Annotated in this window: 21 protein-coding genes; 14 read left to right on the forward strand and 7 right to left on the reverse strand. The window is 70.3% G+C overall.

The window, feature by feature from the left end:
* The first annotated feature begins 132 nt into the window (after window positions 1-132).
* From KHC24_RS09370 to KHC24_RS09395, 6 genes are all read left to right on the forward strand, one after another.
* The gene (locus KHC24_RS09370; RefSeq protein WP_213362940.1) at window positions 133-321 is read left to right on the forward strand and encodes a DUF4169 family protein; all 189 of its coding nucleotides are present in this window, start codon (window positions 133-135) and stop codon (window positions 319-321) included.
* Complete coding sequence (locus KHC24_RS09375) at window positions 318-596, forward strand: ribbon-helix-helix domain-containing protein (RefSeq protein WP_213362941.1); 279 nt, start codon at window positions 318-320, stop codon at window positions 594-596. Before KHC24_RS09370 ends, KHC24_RS09375 begins: the two co-directional genes overlap by 4 nt.
* A 184-nt stretch (window positions 597-780) precedes the next feature.
* Window positions 781-1938, forward strand: coding sequence for an FtsH protease activity modulator HflK (hflK, locus tag KHC24_RS09380; protein WP_213362942.1), 1158 nt, complete (start codon window positions 781-783; stop codon window positions 1936-1938).
* Complete coding sequence (gene hflC, locus KHC24_RS09385; protein ID WP_213362943.1) at window positions 1935-2855, forward strand: protease modulator HflC; 921 nt, start codon at window positions 1935-1937, stop codon at window positions 2853-2855. The genes hflK and hflC overlap by 4 nt, the downstream gene beginning before the upstream one ends.
* Before the next feature lie 12 nt (window positions 2856-2867).
* Window positions 2868-3053 (forward strand): DUF2065 domain-containing protein, encoded by a 186-nt coding sequence (locus tag KHC24_RS09390; protein ID WP_213362944.1) that lies wholly within the window; start codon window positions 2868-2870, stop codon window positions 3051-3053.
* Window positions 3054-3228: 175 nt separating this feature from the next.
* Window positions 3229-4731, forward strand: coding sequence for a Do family serine endopeptidase (locus KHC24_RS09395; RefSeq protein ID WP_213362945.1), 1503 nt, complete (start codon window positions 3229-3231; stop codon window positions 4729-4731).
* A gap of 433 nt (window positions 4732-5164) precedes the next feature.
* On the opposite strand, the gene KHC24_RS09400 is transcribed toward KHC24_RS09395, so the two are convergent.
* Both KHC24_RS09400 and KHC24_RS09405 read right to left on the reverse strand, forming a co-directional pair.
* The gene (locus KHC24_RS09400; protein ID WP_246546436.1) at window positions 5165-5629 is read right to left on the reverse strand and encodes a DUF1036 domain-containing protein; all 465 of its coding nucleotides are present in this window, start codon (window positions 5627-5629) and stop codon (window positions 5165-5167) included.
* Window positions 5630-5669: 40 nt separating this feature from the next.
* Window positions 5670-6962, reverse strand: coding sequence for a glycerate kinase type-2 family protein (locus KHC24_RS09405; protein ID WP_213362947.1), 1293 nt, complete (start codon window positions 6960-6962; stop codon window positions 5670-5672).
* 151 nt (window positions 6963-7113) lie between these two features.
* On the opposite strand from KHC24_RS09405, the gene KHC24_RS09410 reads away from it, so the two are divergent.
* From KHC24_RS09410 to KHC24_RS09420, 3 genes are all read left to right on the forward strand, one after another.
* Entirely contained in the window at window positions 7114-7986 is an 873-nt protein-coding gene (locus tag KHC24_RS09410) for an N-formylglutamate amidohydrolase (protein ID WP_213362948.1), read from the forward strand.
* A 29-nt stretch (window positions 7987-8015) separates the two neighbouring features.
* The gene (locus KHC24_RS09415) at window positions 8016-8327 is read left to right on the forward strand and encodes a DUF1244 domain-containing protein (RefSeq protein WP_213362949.1); all 312 of its coding nucleotides are present in this window, start codon (window positions 8016-8018) and stop codon (window positions 8325-8327) included.
* Window positions 8328-8485: 158 nt separating this feature from the next.
* Window positions 8486-8767, forward strand: a complete 282-nt coding sequence (locus KHC24_RS09420) for a DUF2312 domain-containing protein (RefSeq protein WP_213362950.1) — start codon at window positions 8486-8488, stop codon at window positions 8765-8767.
* 181 nt (window positions 8768-8948) lie between these two features.
* Here the strand turns inward: KHC24_RS09420 and KHC24_RS09425 are convergent, their stop codons facing one another.
* Window positions 8949-10541 (reverse strand): peptidoglycan L,D-endopeptidase MepK, encoded by a 1593-nt coding sequence (locus tag KHC24_RS09425; protein ID WP_271180491.1) that lies wholly within the window; start codon window positions 10539-10541, stop codon window positions 8949-8951.
* 320 nt (window positions 10542-10861) lie between these two features.
* Window positions 10862-12943 (reverse strand): L,D-transpeptidase family protein, encoded by a 2082-nt coding sequence (locus tag KHC24_RS09430; RefSeq protein WP_246546441.1) that lies wholly within the window; start codon window positions 12941-12943, stop codon window positions 10862-10864.
* A 333-nt stretch (window positions 12944-13276) separates the two neighbouring features.
* Here KHC24_RS09430 and purE point away from each other — a divergent pair, with 333 nt between their 5' ends.
* The 4 genes from purE to KHC24_RS09450 all read left to right on the forward strand — a co-directional run bounded on the left by purE (window position 13277) and on the right by KHC24_RS09450 (window position 16610).
* On the forward strand, window positions 13277-13792 hold the full coding sequence (purE, locus tag KHC24_RS09435) for a 5-(carboxyamino)imidazole ribonucleotide mutase (protein WP_213362951.1): 516 nt from the start codon (window positions 13277-13279) through the stop codon (window positions 13790-13792).
* Entirely contained in the window at window positions 13792-14868 is a 1077-nt protein-coding gene (locus KHC24_RS09440; RefSeq protein ID WP_213362952.1) for a 5-(carboxyamino)imidazole ribonucleotide synthase, read from the forward strand. The genes purE and KHC24_RS09440 overlap by 1 nt, the downstream gene beginning before the upstream one ends.
* Before the next feature lie 141 nt (window positions 14869-15009).
* A complete protein-coding gene (locus KHC24_RS09445) occupies window positions 15010-16008 on the forward strand; it encodes a protein-methionine-sulfoxide reductase heme-binding subunit MsrQ (RefSeq protein ID WP_213362953.1) in 999 nt (332 codons plus the stop codon).
* Between the two features lie 128 nt (window positions 16009-16136).
* A complete protein-coding gene (locus KHC24_RS09450; protein WP_213362954.1) occupies window positions 16137-16610 on the forward strand; it encodes a nuclear transport factor 2 family protein in 474 nt (157 codons plus the stop codon).
* A gap of 47 nt (window positions 16611-16657) precedes the next feature.
* On the opposite strand, the gene miaA is transcribed toward KHC24_RS09450, so the two are convergent.
* On the reverse strand, window positions 16658-17599 hold the full coding sequence (miaA, locus tag KHC24_RS09455; protein ID WP_213362955.1) for a tRNA (adenosine(37)-N6)-dimethylallyltransferase MiaA: 942 nt from the start codon (window positions 17597-17599) through the stop codon (window positions 16658-16660).
* A gap of 84 nt (window positions 17600-17683) precedes the next feature.
* Here miaA and serB point away from each other — a divergent pair, with 84 nt between their 5' ends.
* The gene (serB, locus tag KHC24_RS09460) at window positions 17684-18580 is read left to right on the forward strand and encodes a phosphoserine phosphatase SerB (protein WP_213362956.1); all 897 of its coding nucleotides are present in this window, start codon (window positions 17684-17686) and stop codon (window positions 18578-18580) included.
* 25 nt (window positions 18581-18605) lie between these two features.
* On the opposite strand, the gene KHC24_RS09465 is transcribed toward serB, so the two are convergent.
* Window positions 18606-22337, reverse strand: coding sequence for an AsmA family protein (locus KHC24_RS09465; protein ID WP_213362957.1), 3732 nt, complete (start codon window positions 22335-22337; stop codon window positions 18606-18608).
* Between the two features lie 150 nt (window positions 22338-22487).
* Entirely contained in the window at window positions 22488-23891 is a 1404-nt protein-coding gene (locus KHC24_RS09470) for an FAD-binding oxidoreductase (RefSeq protein ID WP_373878545.1), read from the reverse strand.
* Window positions 23892-24122: the final 231 nt, after the last annotated feature.

Below are 24122 nucleotides of genomic sequence, written 5' to 3' on the forward strand. Positions count from 1 at the left end.
TTCGATTTATTCTGTGACAGAAGCGCTTTTACATCTCAGCTTGAACCAGCACGGCGCTAGACTGGAAGCGAGGACGCGATCGGCGTTCGTTTCAGTCCACGGCGACCGTGCGGGCCGATAGGGAGAGACGACGTGGCCGACCTGATCAACCTGCGGCGTTACCGCAAGAAAAAAGCACGCGAGGCCGCGGAACTAACCGCTGCGGAGCGGCGTTTGGCGTTTGGGGTGTCGAAGGCGCAGAGGAACGCCGACGACGCCGCGAAGCAGAAGAGCGACGCGGCCTTGGATGGGCATAGGCGAATTCGAGAGGACGAAACATGAAGAGCCCCGTGGTTAAGCGGTCGATCGTCATTGCCGGACACAAGACGAGCGTCAGCCTCGAGGACCAGTTCTGGGATGCGCTGAAGGAGATTGCCGCCGAAAAGCGCAGTACGTTGTCGGACATCGTTGCGTCGATCGATTCCGGACGCAACCAGGGCAACCTGTCGTCGGCGATCCGTCTCTACGTGCTCGCCCATTACCGCGCGATGCCGGCGCGCCGCGAGACATCGGAAGCCACCGAGCGGAACGCGGCTTCACGCCCTAACGTTGCGTAACAATCCCGCCATACCATATCAGCGTACGCGACGGCGCGTTGTATCCGGGTGCAGCGTCACCTATAACCGCCGTCGTCGCGTCTTCTCATGTCAGGGGCGCGTGGCCTTTTCAGCACGATAGCGTCTGACGGTTCTGCGTTTGCGAGCCTGGACCCATCGGGCACGCAAACGGGAGTTGGCGCGTATGCCGTGGAAGAACCAGAGCGGCGGACCATGGGGTGGTGGTCCGCGTGGTCCCTGGGGCAGTGGCCCGCAATCGCCGGGTCCGAACTCTCCCGATCTCGAAGATCTGATCCGCCGCGGTCAGGAAAAGCTACGCACCGTGGTGCCCGGCGGCTTCGGCAGCGGCAAGGGCATTCTCGCCATCGTGGCGATCGCCGTGATCGTGTGGCTGCTCTCCGGCTTCTACCGGGTCGAGCCCGACGAACAGGGCGTGGTGCTGCGTTTCGGCAAGTTCGTCTCGACCTCCAATCCCGGCCTGAACTACCACCTCCCCTACCCGATCGAGACGGTGCTGACCCCGCAGGTCACCCGCGTCAACCGCATCGACATCGGCATCCGCTCGGGTGACGATCCGCGCCGCGGCGCCGCCATGCGCGACGTGCCGGAAGAGAGCCTGATGCTCACCGGCGACGAGAACATCGTCGACGTCGACTTCGCGGTGTTCTGGATGGTGAAGCCAGCCGCCCCCGGCTCGACCGAGGACATCGGCGCCGCCAACTTCCTGTTCAACGTCCAGAACCCGGAAGGCACCATCAAGGCGGTGGCGGAAAGCGCCATGCGCGAGGTGGTCGGCCGCACCAACATCCAGCCGATCCTCACCGGCGCCCGCCAGAACATCGAAACCGCGGTGCATGACCTGATGCAGCGGACGCTGGACGAATACCAGTCCGGCGTGCTGGTCACCCAGGTCCAGCTGCAGAAGGTCGACCCGCCGCAGCAGGTCATCGATTCCTTCCGCGACGTGCAGGCCGCCCGCGCCGACGCCGAGCGCCTGCAGAACGAGGCGCAGGCCTATGCCAACCGCGTCGTCCCCGAGGCGCGCGGCGAATCCGCCCGCATCACCCAGGGCGCGCAGGGCTACAAGGAACGCGCCATCATCGAGGCCCGCGGTCAGGCCTCGCGCTTCCTCAGCGTGCTCACCGAATATCAGAAGGCGCCCGACGTGACCCGCCAGCGCCTCTATCTCGAAACCATGGAACGCATCTTCGCCGGCATGGACAAGGTGATCCTCGATACGCAGACCAACGGCGCCGGCGGCCAGGGCGTCGTGCCCTATCTGCCGCTCAGCGCCCTCGAACCCCGCCCGACGACCCCCGCCGCGCAGGGAGCCGCGAAATGAGAAACAGTCTCGGTCTCGTCCTTGCCGTCGTCGTCGCCCTTGCCGCCATCGTGCTGTTCTCGGCGCTGTTCTCCGTCTACCAGACCCAGCAGGCGCTGGTGCTGCGTTTCGGCGAGCCCATCCGCGTCATCGAAACGCCCGGCCTAAATGCCAAGATCCCGCTGGTCGACAGCGTGATCCTCATCGACAAGCGCATCCTCGACCTCGAGAACCCCTCGCAGGAAGTGATCGCCGCCGACCAGAAGCGCCTGGTCGTCGATGCCTTCGCCCGCTACCGCATCACCAACCCGCTGCGCTTCTACCAGGCGGTCGGCACGGTGGAGGGGGCCAATTCCCGCCTCGCCACCATCCTGAACTCGTCGCTGCGCCGGGTGCTCGGCGAAAGCACCTTCATCCAGGTGGTGCGCGACGAGCGCGAGATGCTGATGACCCGCATCCGCGACCAGGTGAACCGCGAAGCCGCGAATTTCGGCATCAACGTCATCGATGTGCGCATCCGCCGCGCCGACCTGCCGGAAGCCAACAGCCAGGCGGTGTTCCAGCGCATGCAGACCGAGCGCCAGCGCGAAGCCTCGGAGATCCGCGCCCAGGGCGCCGAGCAGGCGCAGACCATCCGCGCGCGCGCCGACCGCGACTCGACGATCATCGTCGCCGAGGCCAACGCCACGGGCGACAAGCTGCGCGGCGAGGGCGAGGCCGAGCGAAACTCGATCTTCGCCAACGCCTATCAGCAGGACCGCAGCTTCTTCGACTTCTACCGCTCGATGCAGGCCTATGAGGCGTCGATGAAGAATACCGACACCCGCATGGTGGTCTCGCCTACCTCGGACTTCTTCCGCTTCTTCAACGCGCCCAACCCGGCGGCTGTCGCCCCGGCGCCCGGCGCGGCTGCCGCTCCCGCCCAGCCGGCGAACTGAGTTCGGGCGACGATGTCCGATCTCATCGTCGCGCTCGGTCTGGTGTTGGTGATCGAGGGCCTGATGCTGGCAGCCGCTCCCGGCGCGATGCGCCGCGCCATGGAGGCGATGGAGAAACTGCCGGACGTGCCGCTGCGCATTGCCGGCCTCGTCGGTGCCCTTGTCGGCCTGCTTGTGGTCTGGCTCATTCGCGGCTGATCCTTCCGCCGGGTGCCATGCGCATCCGGCGGCGCTCCCCGCGTCCAAGGGCCCAGCACGGCTCGCGCGCTTTTGGCTTGCATCGCGCCCGCCCCCGGTTAAGCGTTCGCCGATGGAGCCCTGTTCCGCGCCGTAGCGGAAGGGGCCGATCCCGTCGGGACGCGAAGGAGGCACCATGTCCGCACCCCATCGAGGCGCCGCTCTCTCCACCCTGTCGCTCGCCGCGATGCTCGGCCTGTCCCTGCTGTTCGGCGCCGCCGCCCCGGCCATCGCCGCCGCCACCAAGGGCCCGGATACCGTCGCCGATACCGCCGCGCGGGTGATGGACGCGGTGGTCAACATCTCCACCTCGCAGACCGTGGCGCCGTCGCGCAGCGTGCCGACCCCGGAACTGCCGCCCGGCTCGCCCTTCGAGGAGTTCTTCGAGGAATTCTTCAAGCGCCGCCAGCAGCAGGGCGAGGAGAATGGTGGCCGGCCGCGGCGCGTCTCCTCCCTCGGCTCCGGCTTCGTCATCGACCCGACCGGCTTCATCGTCACCAACAACCACGTCATCGCCGATGCCGACGAGATCTATGCCAACTTCGCCGACGGCAGCAAGCTCAAGGCCGAGCTGGTCGGCCGCGACACCAAGGTCGATCTCGCGCTGCTCAAGGTGACGCCGCCGGAAGGCAAGACGCTCACCTCGGTGAAGTTCGGCGATTCCGACGTGCTGCGCGTCGGCGACTGGGTGATGGCGATCGGCAATCCGTTCGGCCTCGGCGGCACGCTGACGGTGGGCGTCATCTCGGCGCGCAACCGCGACATCAATTCGGGGCCCTACGACAATTTCCTGCAGACCGACGCCGCCATCAATCGCGGTAATTCCGGCGGTCCGCTCTTCGACATGGACGGCAACGTCATCGGCATCAACACCGCCATTATCTCGCCCTCCGGCGGCTCGATCGGCATCGGCTTCGCGGTGCCGGCCAACACCGCGGTGCCGGTGATCGCCCAGCTGAAGGAATTCGGCGAGACCCGGCGCGGCTGGATCGGCGTGCGCATCCAGCAGGTCACCGACGAGATCGCCGAGAGCCTGTCGCTCGGCAAGACGCGCGGCGCCCTGGTGGGCTCGGTGACCGATGACGGTCCGGCAGCCAAGGGTGGCATCAAGGCCGGCGACGTCATCGTCAAGTTCGACGGCAAGGACGTGAAGGACATGCGCGCGCTGCCGATCATCGTCGCCGACACCCCGGTGGACAAGCAGGTCGAGGTGGTGGTGGTGCGCAGGGGCAAGGAAGAGACCCTGAAGCTCGCCGTCGGCCGCCTCGACGAGAACGACAAGCCGGCCGACAGCGAAGCCCCGGCGTCGCCCGACAAGCCGGCGCCCGATGCCACGACCACCACCAAGCTGATGGGGATGGAGATCGCCGAGCTCACGCCCGAGCTGCGCACCCGGTTCAAGCTGAAGGACGACGCCAAGGGCGTCGTGATCGTGGCGGTGCAGCCAAGCACCCCCGCCGCCGATCGCGGCCTCGTCGCCGGCAACCTCATCCTGGAGGTGAACCAGGAGGCGACCGGCACGCCGAAGGATGTGGAGAACCGCATCGCCACGCTGAAGAAGGACGGCCGGCGCTCGGCGCTGCTGATGATCGGCGACGCCGACGGCCAGGTACGCTTCACCGCCCTGCCGGTGGATTAGGGCGCGCCGCGACCCGCCGGTGGCTTCGGAAAGCCTCGGGGAGCCTCGGCGCGCCGCTACGGCAGGCCGAGGCCTTCGCCGGCACGCCGCCGGCCATCTGTCTCGCTGAAGCCCGGCATTCCGGCTTCAACGCCTCAGCCGCCGGCCCGGCAAGAACCGGGCTCCGGTAGAGCAAGGGAACTCCGGGTAGGTGCAGAAATCCGGCCGACGCCGTTGGCTGAGCGTCGAGGTGCCCGGCACGGCCTGTAGCCGAGCGTGGGAACGTCCTTCGACAATCGATGATTCGGTGTCCCGCGGAATGACGCCGCGGCGACCCCCGCTATGCCTCTCGCCCGCGGGGGCAAGATCATCCTCGACAACGGCTACCCGACGACAGCCGCGCAGCGCCACTTCCGTGAGCCCGAGGCCTCGCCAGGCGGCCTGTGCAGCGTGTTTATGGCGCCTTTACCGGCGGCAGCGGCGCGGCGGCGCCCCCGGCCTGCGCGGTGGGCTTCTGCCCCCCCTCGGTCAGTTGCACCGTCCAGCTCTTCTGTTCCTGGGTATCGACCTCGAAGAAGCCGGTACGGTCGAAGCCGCGCGCCAGGCAGTTCTCGATGCCGCGAATGGTGAATTCCTTGTCGCGGGTGCACATGAAGGCCTTGCCGGCCCACTCCCCACCCTGATCGTAATCCATTGCATAGACATAGTAGAACCGCGCCACCAGGTCGCCGCGCAGCAGCGTCTCGCAGCTGCGGGCGCCGAGGTTCCACCAGCCCTCGGTCGCCCAGGCCTCGCCATCCTTGTAGCCGAGCGCGATGCCGACCCGGCTGTTCGAGCGGTTGCACAGGCGGAAATCCGCCGCCGCCGGCACCGGGGCCAGCGTCGCCAGAACCGGCAGGGCGGCGAGCGCGGCAAGCATCAGCCGCGCGCACCGGCGCGGCTGTCCCGGCTTGGGCAGGTCAGGGATCGACGAGAACGGCACGGAAATCATTGACGTTGGTGCAGGTAGGGCCCGGCGCCAGCAAATCGCCGATCGCCTCGAAGAAGCTCGTCGAATCGTTATTGGCGAGAAAGGCGGCAGGATCGAGACCGGCCGCCGCGGCGCGCGCCAGCGTGTCGGGCGTCACATGGGCGCCGGCCGGGTCGGTGGCATCGCCGCCGCCGCCATCGGTGCCGTCGGTGTCGCCGGCCACCGCATAGATCTGGCTCGCGCCTTCCAGCGCCACCGCGAGCGCCAGCGCGAATTCCTGGTTCGGCCCGCCGCGGCCATTGCCGCGCATGGTGACGGTGAGTTCGCCCCCGGACATCAGCACCGCCTTGCGGCCGGCGGCCTTCAACTCCTTCGCCTGCGCCGCCTGCGCCGCCGCCACCTCGCGGGCCTCGCCCTCGAGATTGTCGCCGAGCAGCACCGGCTCATAGCCGGCGTCACGCACCAGCTGCTCGGTGGCGACGAAACTGTCGGACGGCCGGGAGATCAAATAATACTCGGCATTGGCGAAGGCGGCATCGCCCGGCTTGGGCGATTCATTGGCGGTGTCGCGCAGCGCCACGGCGACCGAAGCCGGCGGATCGATGCGGTAGCGGGCGAGCACATCGCGCGCCTCGGCGAGCGTGGTGGGATCCGGCACGGTGGGGCCGGAACCGATCACCGCCGGATCGTCGCCCGGCACGTCGGAGATCGACAGCGTCACCACATGCGCCGGCTGCGCCAGCGTCGCCAGCCGGCCGCCCTTGATGCGCGACAGGTGCTTACGCACGGTGTTGATCTCGGTAATGTTGGCGCCGGAGCGCAGCAGTGCCTTGGTCAGCGCCCGCTTGTCGTCGAGCTCGACGCCATAGGCCGGGGCGATCCAGTTGGCCGAGGCGCCGCCGGAGAGCAGAACCAGCACCAGATCCTCCTCGGTCGCCGAGGCGGCAAGGTCGAGCGCCTTCTGCGCCCCGGCAAGGCCGGCGGCGTCCGGCACCGGATGGCCGGCTTCCACCATTTCCAGCTGCCGGGTCGGCCGGCCATAGCCATGGCGGGCGACGCCAATGCCCTTGAGCCGCGCGGGATCGAAGCCGTGCTGGTCGAGATAATACGATTCGGCGACTTCCAGCATCGAGCCGGCCGCCTTGCCGGCGGCGAGCAGGATCAGCCGGCCGGTAGCCGGCGGCGGCGGCAGCGCCGGGGGAAGACAGGTAGAGGGATGGGCAGCGGCCACCGCCGCGGAGAACAGCCTGTCGAGAAACGCGCGCGCCGATCCGTCTGTCATTGCAACCCCTGGCTTTGCCCCGCCGAGCTTTCATTCTTGCGCGCGGATCGGTCGAATCCGGTTCCCGCGCGACGCGAAACGGGCGTATTCCTATGGCACCAGAGCCCGCTCGTCACTATCTCCGCCGCCACTTTCGTAGCATAGGGACATTATGCGCCGGCCCGATCTTTCCGATGAACCCTCGCCCGCCGACCTCGACCCGGCCGACGACGCCTTTCATCCCTTCGAGCGCATCGACGGCGATGCCGCGGCCGGCCTCCTCCTCATCTGCGACCATGCCTCCAATGCCCTGCCGGCGCGCTACGGCACGCTCGGCCTGCCGCCCGCCGAGCTGGAGCGTCACATCGGCTACGACATCGGCGCCGCCGGCGTGACGCGGGCGCTGGCCAGCGCGCTCGGCTGCCCGGCGGTACTGTCGCACTTCTCGCGACTGCTGATCGATCCCAATCGCGGCGAGGACGACCCGACGCTGGTGATGCGGTTGTCCGATGGCGCCATCATCCCCGGCAACCGTCATGTGGACGAGGCGGAGACCACCTACCGACTCGACCGTTTCCACCGCCCCTATCACCGCGCCGTCGCCGCCGAGATCGCCCGCATGACGGCGACCGGCCTGGCGCCGGCGATCTTCTCGGTGCACTCGTTCACCCCGGTGTGGCGCGGTTCGCCGCGGCCCTGGCACATCGCCCTGCTCTGGGACCTCGACCCCCGCTTCGCCCGCCCGCTGATCGAGGGGCTGGAGGCGGAAGGCGACCTCATCGTCGGCGACAACGAGCCCTATGACGGCGCGCTGAAGAACGACTGCCTGTATCGCCACGGCACCGCCACCGGCCTCGCCCATGTGCTGATCGAGATCCGCCAGGACCTCATCGCCGACCTCGACGGCCAGATCGCCTGGGCCGACCGGCTGGCGAAGCTGCTGCCCGGCATCCTGGCGAGCGCGGAATTGCATGAGCGGCGGCTGTTCGGTTCGCGCACCGGGCCGGTGACGCCGCTCGACATCGCCGAACTGACCGCCGCCTGAGCGCGGCGGGGAACCGACCGGAGGATTCCATGCCCGACGACATCACCGCTCCCGGCGAGACCAGCCGCACCGAACTCGAGGCGGCCGCCTTCCGCCGTCTGGTCCAGCATCTGCGCGAGCGCACCGACGTACAGAACATCGATCTGATGAACCTCGCCGGCTTCTGCCGCAACTGCCTCGCCAACTGGTATCTCGATGCCGCCCAGGAGCGCGGCCTGCCGCTCACCAAGGACGAGAGCCGCGAAGCCGTCTATGGCATGCCCTATGAGGACTGGAAGGCGGCGCACCAAGCCGGGGCAAGCCCGGAACAGAAAGCCGCCTTCAAGGGCCCCGGCCACTGAGCCCGCCAAACGCAGGCGAGTCTGTGCATGGCGGTGGATAGCGGGCGCAGCCGCCCGCACTTCCCCTTGGCGAACTTGACGCCGGCGAGCGCTTCCGCTCCTGATCGCCGCCCGTTTTTCATCACCCGACGAGCCGGATCGCTCCGGCGGGAGAAACTATGTCCGACATTCCGAACGACCAGCCGCTGTCCGATGCCGCCGCCGGCTTTGCCAAGGAACAGCTGAAATCCTTCATCGAGCGCATCGAGCGTCTCGAGGAAGAGAAGAAGACCATTTCCGAGGACATCAAGGACGTGTTCGCCGAAGCCAAGGGCACCGGCTTCGACGTCAAGGCGCTGCGCGAGATCCTGAAGATCCGCAAGCAGGACGCCGACCAGCGCGCCGAGCACGAGGCGATCGTCGACCTCTATCTGCAGGCGCTGGGCATGATCGGCAACTGAGCAGGCGGCGGAGCCCCGCTCCGCCGGCCGCCAAGCCGGTTGCGATCGGCTGAACTCACCGGATCGACGGAAAACGGCCCCGGCTTCAATCAGCCGGGGCCGTTTTCCGTGCAAAGGTCGCTCAAGCGCTGCGCGCAGAATGGACGGCAACTGGATCGGCCCCCGCGTCGGGGGGCCGCCGTCAGAGCTTGCGGGCGAGCGGCGCCGGGCCGTCGATCACCGCGATCACCGGCACCGCGACCACCGCCGCGCCGCTGAAGCGGCTGGTCGACAGGCCGTTGGAACCGTCCTTGCCGAAGCCAGCCGCCACCACCTGGCGCGGCGGCGCGACAAAGGCGGCGAAGCGGCGCAGTTCCGGCGTCCGCATCACCACATGCGTCGCCACGGTCGGGCTCAGGAACAGCCCGCGAATCTCGGCCTGCATCTCCGACGTATAAGGACCGGTGGCTTTCGGCGATGCGGCGGCGTGCGTGCGTGCCGGCGCATGCGGCGCCGGGCCGGCTGCCAGCGGAGCGTTCACCCCCGGAACCTGCGCCGGCTGCGCCGCGCGACCCGGCTGCAGCCGGTTGGAGGGGAACACGCCGGCGGTCGCCGAGGCATAGGCCAGCACCGGGCCCTGCCCGTTCGCGCCGTTGGCGACGAAGAGTTCAGGCAGCCGGCCCGCCTCGGACGGCCGGGCGGTCGGCATCGGCACCGCGACCGGCGCCAGCGCGGCGACGACGGCACCGGCCTTCGGCGCGTCGCCCGGACGGGCGGTCGGCAACGGCACCAAGGCAGCGGCGGCGGCCTGCGCCGGGGCGGCGGACGCCACTGCGAAGGGAATGTTCGCCGGCGCCTCGGCCGGCACCAGCGGCGCATTGCGCGCCTGCGGGGCGGGCTGGGGCAGCGGAACGGCGGCCGGCGCGGCAGCAGCCACCGCCACCGGGGCGGCAGCCGCCGGAGCCGGAGCCTCGGGAGCGGCGGCCGGGGCCGGACGCGCCGGGGCGGCAGCGACCTTGGCCGGCGCCGCGCTGTCCTCGTCGTCCTCGGAATCGCCCTTGCCGAACAGCGAGGCGAACAGGTTCTTCGGCTTGGGATTGTTGCCGCTGCCAAGGCCGGCGAAGGCGCCGCCGGCACCGCCGGGCTCCTTGCCGCGCGATTCGACCTCGGCCAGCGCCAGGGCATAGCCGGACATCGGCTTGCCATCGGTAGGCACATGCACGGTCTTGCCGTTGGGGAATACGCGGGCAAGCTCGGGACGGCTCATGCGCGGCCAGTGCCGCACGCCACCGGTATCGAGATGCACGAAGGGCGAGCCGGAGGTCGGGTAGAAGCCGACGCCACCGCGCTGGAGCCGCAGCCCCGCCTCGCGGATCTTGGAGAGCGGCACGCCGGGAATGTAGAAATCCATCGCCTTGCCCTGCATGTGCAGGCTGGTCTGGGCGACGCCGCGCGAGCGGGCGCGCAGCATGGCGTTGGTCTCGGGCGAACGGAAGCCGCCGATCACCTCGATCGGCTGGGTGGCGCCGGTCTCGCGATAGACCTCCCACACGATATCGAACAGCTGCGGGTCCATGTTGGTCGGCTGCTTGCGCCGCCAATCCTGCAACAGCACGTTGAGCTGCTTCAGCGCCGCCGGATCGTAGCGGCCGTTGCGCTTGAAGGTGACGGTGGCGCTCTCGCCCGAATGGACGTGATGCAGCGTCAGCGTGCGGGTATCGCCATTGGCGACCGCGTCCTGCAGCATGTCGGTGCCGCAGACCGTCACCAGCGCAGCCAGGACAGCCGCCTTCACGACGCGGTGCGACAGAAGACGCGATGATCGGATGTGATTGAAGCGTTGATGGATGCGCACGAACCCCAAACCCGATAAGCGAACGTTTCCTTGAGACGAACCGGCATTGCCGCCGGTCCGGACATGGTGAACATAGTCTTGTCAGGTTTGGTTAAGGGCACGTTTACGGCCCAACCCCCGCACTCATTGGCTCTCTGGCTAGAAAGCGACTGTGGCGAAAGAGTGCCGCATCAACAAAATTGCGTCAGATCGGTCGCTGGCGGGTCATTTTTCTGCCCGCCGTGTCGATACGATCACAGCATTACCGTCGTCTCTGCCGGTCAGCGGCGCCGCGGAGCGTTGCCGCGGTCGGCCACCTGCGCCGCGCCGCCAATACCGAGAATCGCCTTGGTGGCGGCATTGGTGCCGTAGAGGTCCGGACGGCTCACCAGCCGGCCGTCGCCATCGACATAGGTGGTGAAATAGACGAGGTGCACCGGGAAGCGCTGCTTCAGGTTGAGGTACTTCTCCTTGCCGCCGATCAGCTTGGAAATGCGCTGCTGGTTCCAGCCATCGCCCGGCAGGCCGAGCGAGAACAGCACCTCGGCGAACTTCATCGGTTCGTGCACGCGCACGCAGCCATGGCTGAGGGCCCGCTGGTCGCGCGCGAACAGCGAGCGGTTCGGGGTGTCGTGCAGATAGACCGAGTGCTTGTTCGGGAACATGAACTTCATGTTGCCCAGCGCATTGCGCTCGCCCGGCGGCTGGCGGAAGGAATAGCCCTGCGAGCCGCGGCTCCAGTCCACCGTGCCGGGATCGACGGTGCGGCCGTTGCGCACCACGTCGATGCCCTGGCGGGCCAGCGCATAGGGATCGGAGCGGAGCTTCGGCAGCATCTCGTTGCGCATGATGCCGGGCGGCACGTTCCAGGACGGGTTGAACACCGTGTACTGCATGTTCTCGGTCATCACCGGCGTCTGGTTCTCCGGCTTGCCGACGATGACCCGCGTCTCATGGATCGTCTGCTCGTCGACGACGATGCGCACCATGTATTCGGGGATGTTGACGATCACATAAGCTGGCGCCACCGCATGCGGCAGCCAGCGCCAGCGCTCCATATTGGCGATGATGTCGGCCGTGCGGTCCTCGCCAGCCTCGTTCAGCGCCGCCAGCGTCACCGGGCCGACCGCGCCGTCGGCGCGCTCGCCGGCCGAGGCCTGGAAGGCGCGCACCGCATCCACCAGTTCCGGCGAATAATAGGTGTCCGTCGGCGCGCCGGGCACGCCGAGCCGGGCGCGCAGCGCCGGCACGCGCGGATCGTCGTCGCCGGGCCGCAGCGTCGGGCCGGCCGGCACGTGCGGCGGCGGCGCGCCGCGCCGCTCGCCCTGCGTGCTGGCGAGCTGGGCTTTCAGCAGGCGGTATTCGTCATATTGCGGGGCATAGCCGGCGAGTACCGCCCGCGCATCGGCGGCACCGGCCACCTCGGACAGCACGACGATCGGATCCGGCACCGTCGGCGAGGGATCGATATTCGCCGAGATCCGCTTGGGATCGAAGCGCCCGCTCTGCACTTGGCGGGCATAGAGCATCAGCGTCGAGGCCAGCTTGAGCTCGGCGGCGGCGAGATCGGCGTCGCTCGGATGCGCGGCGAGCGCCGGCACCTCATAGTCGGTCGGCTGCAGGCCGTCCTGCCAGGAGGCGGCGAATTGCTGCTGCACCGCGGTGCCGAGCGGCGACCACGCGGTGCCGGCGGTGAACAACGGCTGGTACTGGCGTTCGGCATAGAAGGCGGCGAGCGCCTGCTGCTCGTTGGCGCGGGCGGCGAAGCGCGGCAGCTGGTCGGTGATCAGCTCGCCGATGCGCGCCGCCACCGCCGAGGGCGCCCCCGGCTCGGTCGCCGAGACGCCGGTGGCCGTTGCCGGGGTGGCGGTGGCCGGCTGCGCAGCGCCCGGCGTAGCGGCACCCGGAGCCGGAGCCCCGGCACCGACCGCCGGCGGCGCGGCCTCGTGGGCCGCCGGTGCGGCGGCGGGGGCGGGAGCGGCGCCCGGCGCCGGCTCCACCATCTGCGGCTGGCTGCGCGCGGCGTTAATGTCGAAGGGCGCCGGCTCGCCGCCGAGCGCGGCAAGCAGCGAAGCGCCCTGCCCGGCCTTGCGCATGCCGGCGGCGGCCGGATCGAAGGCGTATACGCTGTCGGCGGTGCCGTTGCCGGCGCGCGCCGCCGAGGTCGGGATGCCGGTCAATCCGGCTCCCGAGCCCCCCTGCATGCCGGCTTCCGACAGACCCTGCGCCAGCGCCCCGGCGTTGCCGGTAACGAATCCACCGGGGACACAGAGCCCGGCCCACACCGCGGTTCCGGCCAGCAAGGTGCGCGCCATTGCCGCGAGACGGAGCTTGGTGCCGCCATTCATACGCCCGGACATCATGCTCTCCGCTCCTCGCCGTCACCCGATCAGGGGCGAAATCCGGCCCCTGTTCTCGCTCAATACCTCAACCGTTCAACTCACAAAGCCGACAAAAAGATCAATGCGCCGAAGCCGTCGCTTCGACGCAACATCCGGGGGGCGAGCGGAACAGGTCTGCGGGCGACACTCTGCCGGGGGGTGGTAAAGGCGGTGTTAAGCATGAACGCCTCCCGCCATGCCTGTTCCCGTCTTTGCTTTCCTCCCGGCTCTCGATGCACCGGCTCGCGGTTTTCCCTTGCCGCAGGGGGGCGGATTCCTATAATCCGCGCCTTCTTTTCCGGGGAAGGGCCGTACATGTCCGCCGTCACGACCGCCGATGCGCGGCCGATCGCCATCATCATGGGCAGCCAGTCCGACTGGGAAACCATGCGCCACGCCGCCCAGACGCTGGACGAGCTCGGCGTCGCCCATGACTGCCGCATCGTTTCCGCCCACCGCACCCCGGAGCGGATGTTCGATTTCGCCAAGGGCGCCAAGACGGCCGGCTACAAGACCATCATCGCCGGTGCCGGCGGCGCCGCGCATCTGCCCGGCATGGTCGCCTCGCTCACCACCCTGCCGGTGTTCGGCGTGCCGGTAGAATCCAAGGCGCTGTCCGGGCTCGACAGCCTGTATTCCATCGTGCAGATGCCGGCCGGCATCCCGGTCGGCACCCTCGCCATCGGCAAGCCCGGCGCGGTGAACGCCGCCCTCCTCGCCGTCGCCGTGCTGGCGCTGTCCGACGAGACGCTGGCGATCCGCCTCGCCGCCTGGCGCGCCGCCCGCACCGCGTCGGTCGCCTTCGAGCCCACCTCCGGCGAGCCCGCCTGATGCTGAAGCCCGGCTCGACCATCGGCATTCTCGGCGGCGGCCAGCTCGCCCGCATGATCGCCCTCGCCGCCGCCCCGCTGGGGCTGAAGGCGCATATTTACGCGCCGGAGGACGGCAGCCCGGCCTTCCAGGTGGCCGACGCCCACACCCAGGCCGCCTATGACGACCTCGCGGCGCTGGAGCGCTTCGCCCGCGCCGTCGACGTCGTCACCTATGAGTTCGAGAACGTGCCGGTCGACACCGCCGGGCACCTCGCCCGATTCGTGCCGGTGCATCCGGGCGCCAAGGCGCTCGGCATCACCCAGGACCGCCTCGCCGAGAAGAGCTTCATCAGCGCGCTCGGCATCGAGGTCGCCCCCTTCGCGGCGGTGGACGACGAGGCCGCGCTCGAAGCCGCGCTGGCCCGTATCGGCCGGCCGGCGGTCCTGAAGACCCGCCGCTTCGGCTATGACGGCAAGGGCCAGGTGATGATCCGCCCCGGCGACGATGCCGCCGCCGCGTTCAAAGCCATCGGCCGCCACCCGGCGGTGCTGGAAGGCTTCGTGCCCTTCGAGCGCGAGGTCTCGGTGGTCGCCGCCCGCGCGCTCGACGGCACGGTGGCCGCCTATGAGGTGACCGAGAACGAGCACCGCCACCATATCCTGTACAAGTCGACCGTCCCCGCCCGCCTCGGCGCCACCTCGGTCGCCACCGCCGCCGACATCGCCCGGCGCATCGGCGACGCGCTCGATTATGTCGGCGTGTTCGCGGTGGAGCTGTTCGTGGTCGGCAAGGGCGCGGAAGAGCGTTTGGTGGTCAACGAGATCGCCCCGCGCGTGCACAATTCCGGCCACTGGACGCTGGGCGGCGCCCGCACCAGCCAGTTCGAGCAGCATGTACGCGCCATCGCCGGCTGGCCGCTCGGCGCGGTGGAGCGGCTCGGCGCCCGCGTCGAGATGACCAATCTCATCGGCGAGGAAGCCGAAACCTGGCCCGCCGTGCTCGCCGAGCCGGGTGCCATGCTCAGCCTCTATGGCAAGGCCGAGGCCCGGCCGGGCCGCAAGATGGGTCATGTGACGCGGGTGTTCGCCGCCTAGCGCGCCTCCGGGCGCTGTCGCCCGGCGCGCTGGCGGAAGACGCGCGGCCCGTTCACGAAGACGTGCGACACCGTGCTGAAATGAAGACCGAGAGGGATGCGTATCTCTAGTCTTGGTCCGTCGACATTCAGCGAGCCGCCCATGCCCTTTCTCCGCGAACGCTCCGGTGCCAGAGGCTCCTACCAATGGAGTCCCGAGAAGATCGCCGCCCTGCTGCTGGTGCTGCTGCCGTTTGCGCTGCTGGCCATCCGGATCCTGCGCGGCGACCTCGCGGCGACCGATCCGCTCGGCCTTGGCGCACCGGGATTGGGCTCTGGTCTGGGCGCCGGCTTGGGTCCCGGCGCGGCGGGCGGGCTCGGCGGCGGCGCCTCCGGCGGGCTGGGCGGCGGCCCCGCCCTCGGCGCCCGCCCGCTGGTCGAGACGCTGCGCTTCCTCGGCGACTGGGCGGTGCGGCTGTTGCTGATCACCCTCGCCGTCACCCCGGCGCGACGGCTGTTCAACTGGCCGAAGCTGCTGAATGCCCGCCGCACCCTCGGTCTCGGCGCCGCGGCGCTGGTGGCGGTGCATTTCGGCCTCTATTGCATCGATATGGGCTCGCTGTCGGTGGTGGCGCGCGAGATCGTGCTGCGCATCTATCTCACCATCGGCTTCGTGGCGCTGCTCGGGCTCGCCTCTCTTTCGGCCACCTCCTGGGATGGCGCCATCGCCCGCCTGGGTGCCGAGCGCTGGAGCCGGCTGCATCGGCTCGCCTATCCGATCACCGCGCTCGCCATCCTGCACTTCTTCATGCAGCAGAAGCTCGACGTCACCGAGCCGACGCTGATGGCGGGCTTCTTCCTGTGGCTGATGGGCTGGCGGGTGCTTCAGCGCTATGGGCGCGGCACCGGCCTCGCCCCGCTGGTGCTGCTCGCCCTCAGTGCCGGCCTCGCCACCGCGCTCCTGGAGGCCGGCTGGTATCTCGCCGCCACCGGCATCGATCCGGTGCGGGTGCTCCAGGCCAATCTCGCCTTCGCCTATTCGATCCGCCCGGCCTGGTGGGTCGCCGGCCTCGGCCTCGCTGTGGCGCTGGCCAGCGAGGTGGTGCTGCGGCTGCGCCCGCTGCCGGCGCGGCGCGTGCGTGCCTCCGGCGCGACATCCTGACAAGCCCTCCGGTCCGGCGGCGGGCGAACCGGGTACACGCCGGGGCCGCCCCTATGCATTGATGCTGCGCGGCCGCACCAATACGGCCGCACGAGCGCATGGATGTCTGACGACAGGAGGAACACGCCATGACCGAGACACGCCCGCCATTGCCGCCCTTCACCCGCGAGACCGCCATCCAGAAGGTGCGCGGCGCCGAGGACGGCTGGAATTCCTGCGACCCACACCGGGTCTCGCTGGTTTATTCGCCGGACAGCAAATGGCGCAACCGCGCCGAATTCGTCAGCGGCCGCGAGGAAATCGTCGGCTTCCTCACCCGCAAATGGGCAAAGGAGCTCGACTACCGGCTGATCAAGGAGCTGTGGGCCTTCACCGACAGCCGCATCGCCGTGCGCTTCGCCTATGAATGGCACGACGATTCCGGCAACTGGTTCCGTTCCTACGGCAATGAGAACTGGGAGTTCAACGAGAACGGCCTGATGGTGCGGCGCTATGCCTGCATCAACGACCTGCCGATCCGCGAGGCCGACCGCAAGTTCCACTGGGATCGTTCCGGCCCGCGCCCGGCCGATCATCCCGGCCTGTCCGACCTCGATCTCTGAAACACATGACGGCAAGGCAGAGGCGCGGACGGCATCCGCGCATCCGTTCAATCGCCCGTGCCGAGGGCCTCGGCCACCGCCCGCACCGCGTCGGGCGGGGTCATCCAGGCGAAGCCGTCGAGCTGGTGGCGGAACCAGGTGTCCTGTCGCTTGGCGTAGCGGCGGGTATCGGCGATCCCCGCATCGATCGCCTCATCGAGCGACAGTTCTCCCGCCAGATGCCGCGCCAGATGCGGCACGCCATGCGCCTTGAGGATGGTGCGATCGGCCGGCAGCCCGCGCGCGACCAGCCGGCGCACTTCCTCCAGCGCCCCGCCCGCCATCATCTGGCGGAAGCGGTCGGCGATGCGCGAACGCAGCACCGCGCGGTCGGTGGCGAGGAACACCCCGAACGTCTCGTGCGGCCGCAGCACCGCCGGGCTCGTCGCCTCCTCCTGCCAGTCCGCCAATGACCGGCCGGTGGCTTCGAATACCTCGATGGCGCGGGTGAGCCGCTGGGTATCGCTGGGCCGCAGCCGGGCGGCGGTGCGCGGGTCGAGACGCGAGAGCCGCGCATGCAGCGCTTCGGCCGCCTCGCCGCGCCCCCGCACCTGCGCCTTCACCGCCTCCGGCACCGGCGGCATCGGCGACAGCCCCCGCGTCAGCGCCTTGAAATACAGCCCGGTGCCGCCGATCAGGATCGGCAGTCGGCCTTCCGCCTCCACCTCGGCGATGGCGCGCCGCGCATCCTCCACCCAATGGGCGACCGAATAATCGGCGGCGCCGTCGACATGGCCGTAGAGAAGATGTGGCGCTCGCGCCTCCTCCTCGACGGTCGGGCGCGCAGAAAGCACCCGCAGATCGGCATAGACCTGCATGGAATCGGCATTGATCACCGCCCCGTCGAGGCGCGCGGCCAGAGCGAGCCCCAGCGCCGACTTGCCGCTCGCCGTCGGCCCTGCGATAAGCACCGCGCGCGGCCGGATGGGCGCTTGCCCGCCGGTCTCCATGCTTCATCCCTCCCGCGCGCACTACCCGCGCAACGCCTTGTTGCCCGGCGCCGGCCCGTCGGCAACCCCATAGTCGAGCCGAACATGTCGAGCCATTCGCCGAGCCATTACGCCGTCCTCGTCGCCAACCCCGCCGCGCCCGCCGTCGATGCCGCGCTGACGGCCCGCGCCGCCGCGCGGCTGCCGGACGCGCAGGCCCCCCGCGTGCTGGCCGAGGGCATCGCCGTCGAGATCGGCTTTTCCGGCAGCGCCGATATCGAGGCGTTGCGCGCGGCGCTGGCGCCCGCCCCGGTCGATGTCGCCCTGGTGGCCGCCGAAGGGCGGCGCAAGAAACTGTTCCTCGCCGACATGGACTCCACCATGATCGGCCAGGAATGCATCGACGAGCTCGCCGACTATGCCGGCATGAAGACGCATGTCGCCGCCATCACCGAACGGGCGATGCGCGGCGAGATCGCCTTCGAGCCGGCGCTGCGCGAGCGCGTGGCGCTGCTGAAGGGCTTGCCGGTCGCCGTCGTCGACGAGGTGATCGCCGAGCGCATCCGGCTGACCCCCGGCGGCATCGAACTGGTGCGCACCATGCGCGCCCACGGCGCCCGCACGCTGCTGGTCTCCGGCGGCTTTACCCTGTTCACCCGTCGCATCGCCGCGACGATCGGCTTCGATGCCGACCGCGCCAATGAGTTGATCGTCGAGGCGGAAAGCTTCGCCGGCACCGTCGCCGAGCCGATCCTCGGCCGCGAGGCCAAGCTCGCGGCCTTGATCGAGAACCGCGAGGCGCTCGGCCTTGCCGCCCACGAGACGATGGCGGTCGGCGACGGCGCCAACGATCTCGCCATGCTGGAGGCCGCCGGGCTCGGCATCGCCTATCACGCCAAGCCGGCGGTGGCGGCGGCGGCGCAGATCCGCATCGACCATGCCGACCTCACCGCCCTGCTCTACCTGCAAGGCTACACGCGCGACGCCTTCGTCACCGGCTGAGACGGCGACGGCACCCGCCAGCCTGCTAGGGCGCCAGCGGCGGCTGCATGATCGGGTTGAGCAGCGCATCCGGCGGAATGTCGATCGGCGCCGAGAGCGGCGGCGCCGGGGAGCCGGGCTCCATCTGGAAGGGCGGCGGCGACGCCGGTGCGGCAGGCGCCTCGCGCCGCGGCACGTCGCGCTGGGGTACTTCGCGCTGCGGGACTTCGCGCTGCGGGACTTCGCGTTGAACCTGCCGCAGCGGCGGCGCCTGCGGCACCAGCCGGGGCGCCGGCACCGGGCTGGATTGCGGCACCAGTGTCGGGGGAAGCACGATCGGCGGCGGCAGCGGCGGGGCCGGCTGCAGCGGCGTGTCGGTGGCATGCCCCGCATTGGTCAGCGGCGTGCGGCCATATTCCGCCTCCAGCCGCTTGGTCTCGCGCTCCAGCGCCCGCATATTGATGGCGGCGACCAGGGCGGTGACGTCGGTGCGCCGTACCGGCGCCGCCAGCGGCCCGCTCCAGCGTATCGCGGCGGCCGGCATCGCCGCCGTACCCGCAGCACCGCCGGTCTTGCCGACATCCTCGATCTCGACGAGCGCCTCGATGCCGAGGCTGGCAAGGTCGAGGCCGCCGGACAGCGCGAAGCGCTGGTCGCCGATGGCAAGCCGCGCCACCCCGCTGCGCGCCACCCCGCCGACCAGGCTGAGCGTCGTCTCGGCACGGGGCAGCTTCAGCGGCCCGCGCGCCAGCCCTTCCTCGAACAGTTCGGAAACCCGGCGCGGCTCCGGCGGCAGCCCGCGCTCGGTGGCCAGCATCACATATTGCAGCGCCGCCGGCGAGGTTCCGGCGATCTCGACGCCATCCAGCGCCAGGCTGCCCTGCCCGGCCAGGCTGGCGGCGAGCGCCCGTGGCGAATTGCCCGCCCCGGTGAAGTCGAGCGAGAGGTCGGCGACGCCCCGCGCCATCGGCCGCGCCACGCCGCCGGCGGCAAGCAGCGGCGCCGACGGCATCCCCTTGAGCGTCAGGCTGCCATCCGCCCGCACCGTGGCGCCGTTGCGCGAGAGGTCGAGCCGGCCGGCAAGCGCACCGCCGGCGAGCCCGCCGGCGAATTCCTCCACGATCACCCGGCCGCCGCCCAGTCGGGCGCGCAGCTTCGCGCGGTCGAGCGCCAGCCCGCCCGGCAGTTCCAGCCGGCCGATGTCGAGCCGCACCCGCCCCGCCGCCTTGGCCAGCGGCGCCGGCGCGAAGCCGGTGGCGGGCCAGCGCCCCTCGCCGCTGCTCCGGCCGGCAACCAGCGCCAGCGCGGTGGTCAGCCGCCACTCCGGCAGCGAAAGATCGGCCTCCACCGGCTCCGGCGTGCCCGGACGGTAAACCAGGCTCCCCGCCAGCGGCGTGCCGGACAGGCTGCCGGTCAGTCCGGCGAGGCGATAGCCGTCGCCCTCGCGGGTCAGTCGCGCGGCGAGCCGGGCCGGCAGCGTCTGCACGCCCCCCACGGCGAGGTCCGGCAGCAGCCGCGCGAGGTCGGCATCATCGAGCGTCACCGCCAGATCCGGCGTCAGAGCTCCATCCTCCGCCTGCGCCACCGTGCCCTCGGCGGCGAGCCGGGCGCCGGCAAGTGCAAAGGTGGCGGCGATGCCGGGCTCGGCCGTCAGGTCCAGCCGCGCCGGCCCGAGCTTCGGCCGCAGCCCCGGCACCCCGAGCCGGGCCAGGAAGGCGCTGCCATCGGCGATGTCGAGGGCGAGCGAGCCGGTCGCCGCCCGCGCGCCGCCAATGCCGAGCGCGCCCTTGCCGGAATAGGCGCCGAGCCGCCCGGTGACGGTGAGGTCCATGCGCCCGCCGGCCGAGGCGAGCGTGACCTCGGCATTCACCGGCGCCAGATCAGAACCGAGCTTCGCCAGCACGTCGCGCGCCGGCTCGAAGCCGGCAAGCCGCGCCAGCGCCATCAGCCCGTCCGCCCGCGCCCCGCTCACCGTGGCGCGCAGCCCGCCATCCGGGTCGCCGGCCGCCGCCACCCGTCCGGCGCCTCTCAGGTCGATGCCGCCGAAATTGCCGAGCGCCAGCCGCTCGACGTCGATGCCCTGCGTCCCGGCGGTGAGCGCGAGGTCGATGCCGGCGGCATCCACCCCGGCGAGCCGCACCGCCCGGCCGGAGAAGGTGAGGCCGATATCGAGCGCCTCGCCGCCCGCCGCCATCAGCCGCCGCGCCGGCCCGATCAGCGGGTCGAGATCGACGCCGCGCCCGGCGAGCGCCGCATCGATCCGGCCGCGCCGGTCGCCATCGGCGAAGGCATAGGAACCCGAGCCGGTGAGCGCCAGCCCGCCGGCGGCCAGCGTCATCGCCGAAAGCTCGACCTTGTCGGCGCCGAGCGCGATGCCGGCGTCGAGCCTGGCGGCGCCGGCGGGAAGCCCGGCGGCAAAGCCGCCCGCCTGCGGCATTGCCCAGGCGAGGAAGGCCGGCAGGTCCTCGGCGCTCGCCGCCACCGTGCCGGCGAACAGCGCCGCATCGCCCAACGCATTCGCCACCGGCGCGGCGCCGGCCGCGGGATTTGCCACCTTGCCGGCCAGTTGTGCCCGCGCGCCGCCGGGCAGCCGCGCCTCCAGCGTGCGCACCGCCCAGCTGCCGCCCGACCAGTCGAGCCCGGCCTTGACCTCGCGCATCGCCGCCCCGGCGATCAGCACCGTGTCGGCGGCAAGGTCCAGCGTGCCGGCGCCGGTCACTCCGGCGAGCGGGGCGACCGCGCGAGCCACTTCGTTCAGCGCCGCCAGCGGCGGCGCCCCGCCGGTGGCGGCGTTGAGGTCGATCTGCCGCGCCGCGAGGTTCAGTTCCAGCCGCGAGGTGCCGGGGCTGCCCTGGCTGGCCGGGGTGGTCGACAACCGGCCGCTGCCGGCGAGTTCCACCGGCCGTTCGGCCGAGCCGAGCGCCAGCGTCAGATCCTTCGCCTCCAGCGTCGCCGGCGTGGCGTTCACCGTGCCGCTGAGGCTCCAGCCGGCCGGCGCCGCAGTGCCGTTCGGGGTCGCGGAACCATTAGCCCCCGCACTCCCCGGGCGCGCCGCCGGCGCGGTGGAGAGGCTGGCCTTGCCGGCGAAGACCGGCCGGCCACCGGCGAGGCTGAGGGTGCCGTCGGCATCGATGAGAAACGGCGAATCGATCTGCTGCAATGACAGCCGCAGCCGGGAGGTGCCGTCCGGCGCGACGCCGGCGAGCCCGAGCTTCAGCTTCCGCCGCGCGCCGGCCGCCGTCACCTCGCCGTCGAGCCGCAGCGGCCCGGCCAGGCTGGTGAGCGCTCCGGTGGCGGCGATGTCGTCGAGGCGCAGCATGCGCCCGCTGGCGCGGTCGATCAGTTCCAGCCGGCCCTGGCGGATGGTGAAGGCGGCGATGCCGAGATCGGCCGGGGTCCCGGCGCCGGTCGGCTTCGCCACCCGGCCGGTGGCGTCCAGCACCAGCCGCCCGCTCGGCTCGTCGAGGGTGAGGTGCTGCACCGCGATCCGCCCGCGCATCAGCTCGCCCAGCGTCAGGCTGGCGGAGAGCTCGCGCACCGACATGCCGGTGCCGCCGGCATCGACGCCGATCGACACGTCGCGCAGCACCACGGAAGGGGTCGGCAGCAGCCGGGCATCGATCGGGCCGCGGATCACCACCGGCGCGCCGATCACTCGCGCCGCCTGCGTCTCGAAGCTCGCCCGCCACGGCGTCCAGTCGATCAGATAGGGGGCAGCAAAGGCGGCGGCGATCGCCAGGATCACGGCCCCCGCCAGCGTGAGCAGGAAATTCTGCACCCGGTTCCTCCGCGATCGGCAACCGGCCCTCGCCACATGCGGGAAGGGCCGGCCACCGACAGTCTTAGATACTTGACGTTATTTGCATTCTCCACACCGATGCAACAGCATGATGGTGGGGTGCCGGCGGTTCTCCGGCGCCGGATCCTGCTAGGGCAGGATCTTGCCGGGATTCATGATGCCCTGGGGATCCAGCGCTTGCTTGATCGCCCGCATGGCGTCGAGCGTCGCGGTGCCGTGCTCGGCCTCCATATATTTGCGCTTGCCCTGGCCGACGCCGTGCTCGCCGGTGGCGGTACCGCCCATGGCCAGCGAGCGCTTCACCATGCGCGAGATGAAATCCCTGGCCTTCGCCACGTCATGCGGGTCGTCCATGTCGACCAGCGTCACGGTGTGGAAATTGCCGTCGCCGACATGGCCGACGATCGGCGCCACCATGCCCATCTCCTCGATGTCGCGCTTGGTCTCGTCGACGCATTCGGCCAGCCGCGAGATCGGCACGCAGACATCGGTCGCCAGCGCCTTGGCGCCCGGCTTCAGCGGCAGGCAGGCCCAATAGGCATCGTGCCGTGCCTGCCACAGTTTGGAACGGTCCTCCGGGCGCGTCGCCCAGGCGAAGGCGCCGCCGCCGAAATCGGCGGCGATCTCGCCGAAGCGCTCGGCCTGCTCGTGCACGCCGGCCTCGGTGCCGTGGAACTCGACGAACAGGGTGGGCTGCTCGGCGAGGTCGAGCTTGGAGTAGGCGTTGCACGCCTTCACCTGCACTTCGTCGAGCAGTTCGATGCGCGCCACCGGCAGGCCGCTCTGGATGGTGGCGATCACCGCATCGCAGGCCGAGCGAATGGTCGGGAACGGGCAGACCCCGGCCGAGATCGCCTCCGGCTGGCCGGAGAGCTTCAGCGTCAGCCGGGTGATCACCCCGAGCGTGCCCTCGGCGCCGACCAGCAGCCTTGTGAGGTCATAGCCGGCCGCCGATTTGCGGGCGCGCCGGGCGGTGGTGATCACCTCGCCATTGGCCAGCACCGCGTTCAGCGCGATGACGTTGTCCTTCATGGTGCCGTAGCGCACCGCATTGGTGCCGGAGGCGCGGGTGGAGGCCATGCCGCCCAGCGAGGCATCGGCGCCGGGATCGATGGGAAAGAACAGGCCGACATCGCGCAGATGGTCGTTGAGCTGCTTGCGGGTGACGCCGGGCTCCACCACGCAGTCGAGATCCTCCATGTTCACCGCGAGGATGCGGTTCATCCGCGACAGGTCGATGGAGATGCCGCCCTTCGGCGCGTTGATCTGGCCTTCCAGCGAGGAGCCGGTGCCGAACGGGATCACCGGCACGCCGTTCGCGGCGCAGATGCGCACGATAAGTTGAACGTCTTCCTCGCTCTCGGCGAACACCACAGCGTCGGGTGCTTCGTTGCCGAGCCAGGTAAGCGTGTTGGCGTGCTGCTCGCGAATGGTCCGGCCGGTGGCGAGGCGGTCGCCGAAGTGCTTCGAAAGGCTGGCTACCGTCGCGGCCACCGCCGTTTCGGCCGCCCGCTCCTGCGTCATACCGTCCATCAGCTCGGCCATCTCCGCCTCCTCTTTCGTCTGCCCTGCGGCGCTGCTGCGCGCGCGAGCCATATACCCTACGCGCGCCGGGGGCGAGGTGTCTGTAACGGGTGATTCGCCGGCGTGCCGGCAGATTCCCCGGAAACACTCCAATTCCGCCCTTCTAAAGCCATTTCGATAGGTGACGACTGCATGGAAAGTCGGCACAATGCTTGTCAATAAGGCAGCGCACGGACGTGA

Origin of the sequence: Ancylobacter defluvii, assembly GCF_018390605.1 — a bacterium.
In the GTDB taxonomy this organism is placed as follows: domain Bacteria; phylum Pseudomonadota; class Alphaproteobacteria; order Rhizobiales; family Xanthobacteraceae; genus Ancylobacter; species Ancylobacter defluvii.

Bases quoted from the DNA above. Each gene is read 5' to 3' on its own strand.
- KHC24_RS09375 (WP_213362941.1), top strand. From the start codon at position 318: ATGAAGAGCCCCGTGGTTAAGCGGTCGATCGTCATTGCCGGACACAAG.
- hflK (WP_213362942.1), top strand. From the start codon at position 781: ATGCCGTGGAAGAACCAGAGCGGCGGACCATGGGGTGGTGGTCCGCGT.
- KHC24_RS09405 (WP_213362947.1), bottom strand. From the start codon at position 6,962: ATGACAGACGGATCGGCGCGCGCGTTTCTCGACAGGCTGTTCTCCGCG.
- hflC (WP_213362943.1), top strand. From the start codon at position 1,935: ATGAGAAACAGTCTCGGTCTCGTCCTTGCCGTCGTCGTCGCCCTTGCC.
- KHC24_RS09415 (WP_213362949.1), top strand. From the start codon at position 8,016: ATGCCCGACGACATCACCGCTCCCGGCGAGACCAGCCGCACCGAACTC.
- KHC24_RS09450 (WP_213362954.1), top strand. From the start codon at position 16,137: ATGACCGAGACACGCCCGCCATTGCCGCCCTTCACCCGCGAGACCGCC.
- KHC24_RS09430 (WP_246546441.1), bottom strand. From the start codon at position 12,943: ATGATGTCCGGGCGTATGAATGGCGGCACCAAGCTCCGTCTCGCGGCA.
- miaA (WP_213362955.1), bottom strand. From the start codon at position 17,599: ATGGAGACCGGCGGGCAAGCGCCCATCCGGCCGCGCGCGGTGCTTATC.
- serB (WP_213362956.1), top strand. From the start codon at position 17,684: ATGTCGAGCCATTCGCCGAGCCATTACGCCGTCCTCGTCGCCAACCCC.
- KHC24_RS09395 (WP_213362945.1), top strand. From the start codon at position 3,229: ATGTCCGCACCCCATCGAGGCGCCGCTCTCTCCACCCTGTCGCTCGCC.
- KHC24_RS09440 (WP_213362952.1), top strand. From the start codon at position 13,792: ATGCTGAAGCCCGGCTCGACCATCGGCATTCTCGGCGGCGGCCAGCTC.
- KHC24_RS09410 (WP_213362948.1), top strand. From the start codon at position 7,114: ATGCGCCGGCCCGATCTTTCCGATGAACCCTCGCCCGCCGACCTCGAC.
- KHC24_RS09400 (WP_246546436.1), bottom strand. From the start codon at position 5,629: ATGCTTGCCGCGCTCGCCGCCCTGCCGGTTCTGGCGACGCTGGCCCCG.
- KHC24_RS09445 (WP_213362953.1), top strand. From the start codon at position 15,010: ATGCCCTTTCTCCGCGAACGCTCCGGTGCCAGAGGCTCCTACCAATGG.
- purE (WP_213362951.1), top strand. From the start codon at position 13,277: ATGTCCGCCGTCACGACCGCCGATGCGCGGCCGATCGCCATCATCATG.
- KHC24_RS09420 (WP_213362950.1), top strand. From the start codon at position 8,486: ATGTCCGACATTCCGAACGACCAGCCGCTGTCCGATGCCGCCGCCGGC.
- KHC24_RS09390 (WP_213362944.1), top strand. From the start codon at position 2,868: ATGTCCGATCTCATCGTCGCGCTCGGTCTGGTGTTGGTGATCGAGGGC.
- KHC24_RS09470 (WP_373878545.1), bottom strand. From the start codon at position 23,891: ATGGACGGTATGACGCAGGAGCGGGCGGCCGAAACGGCGGTGGCCGCG.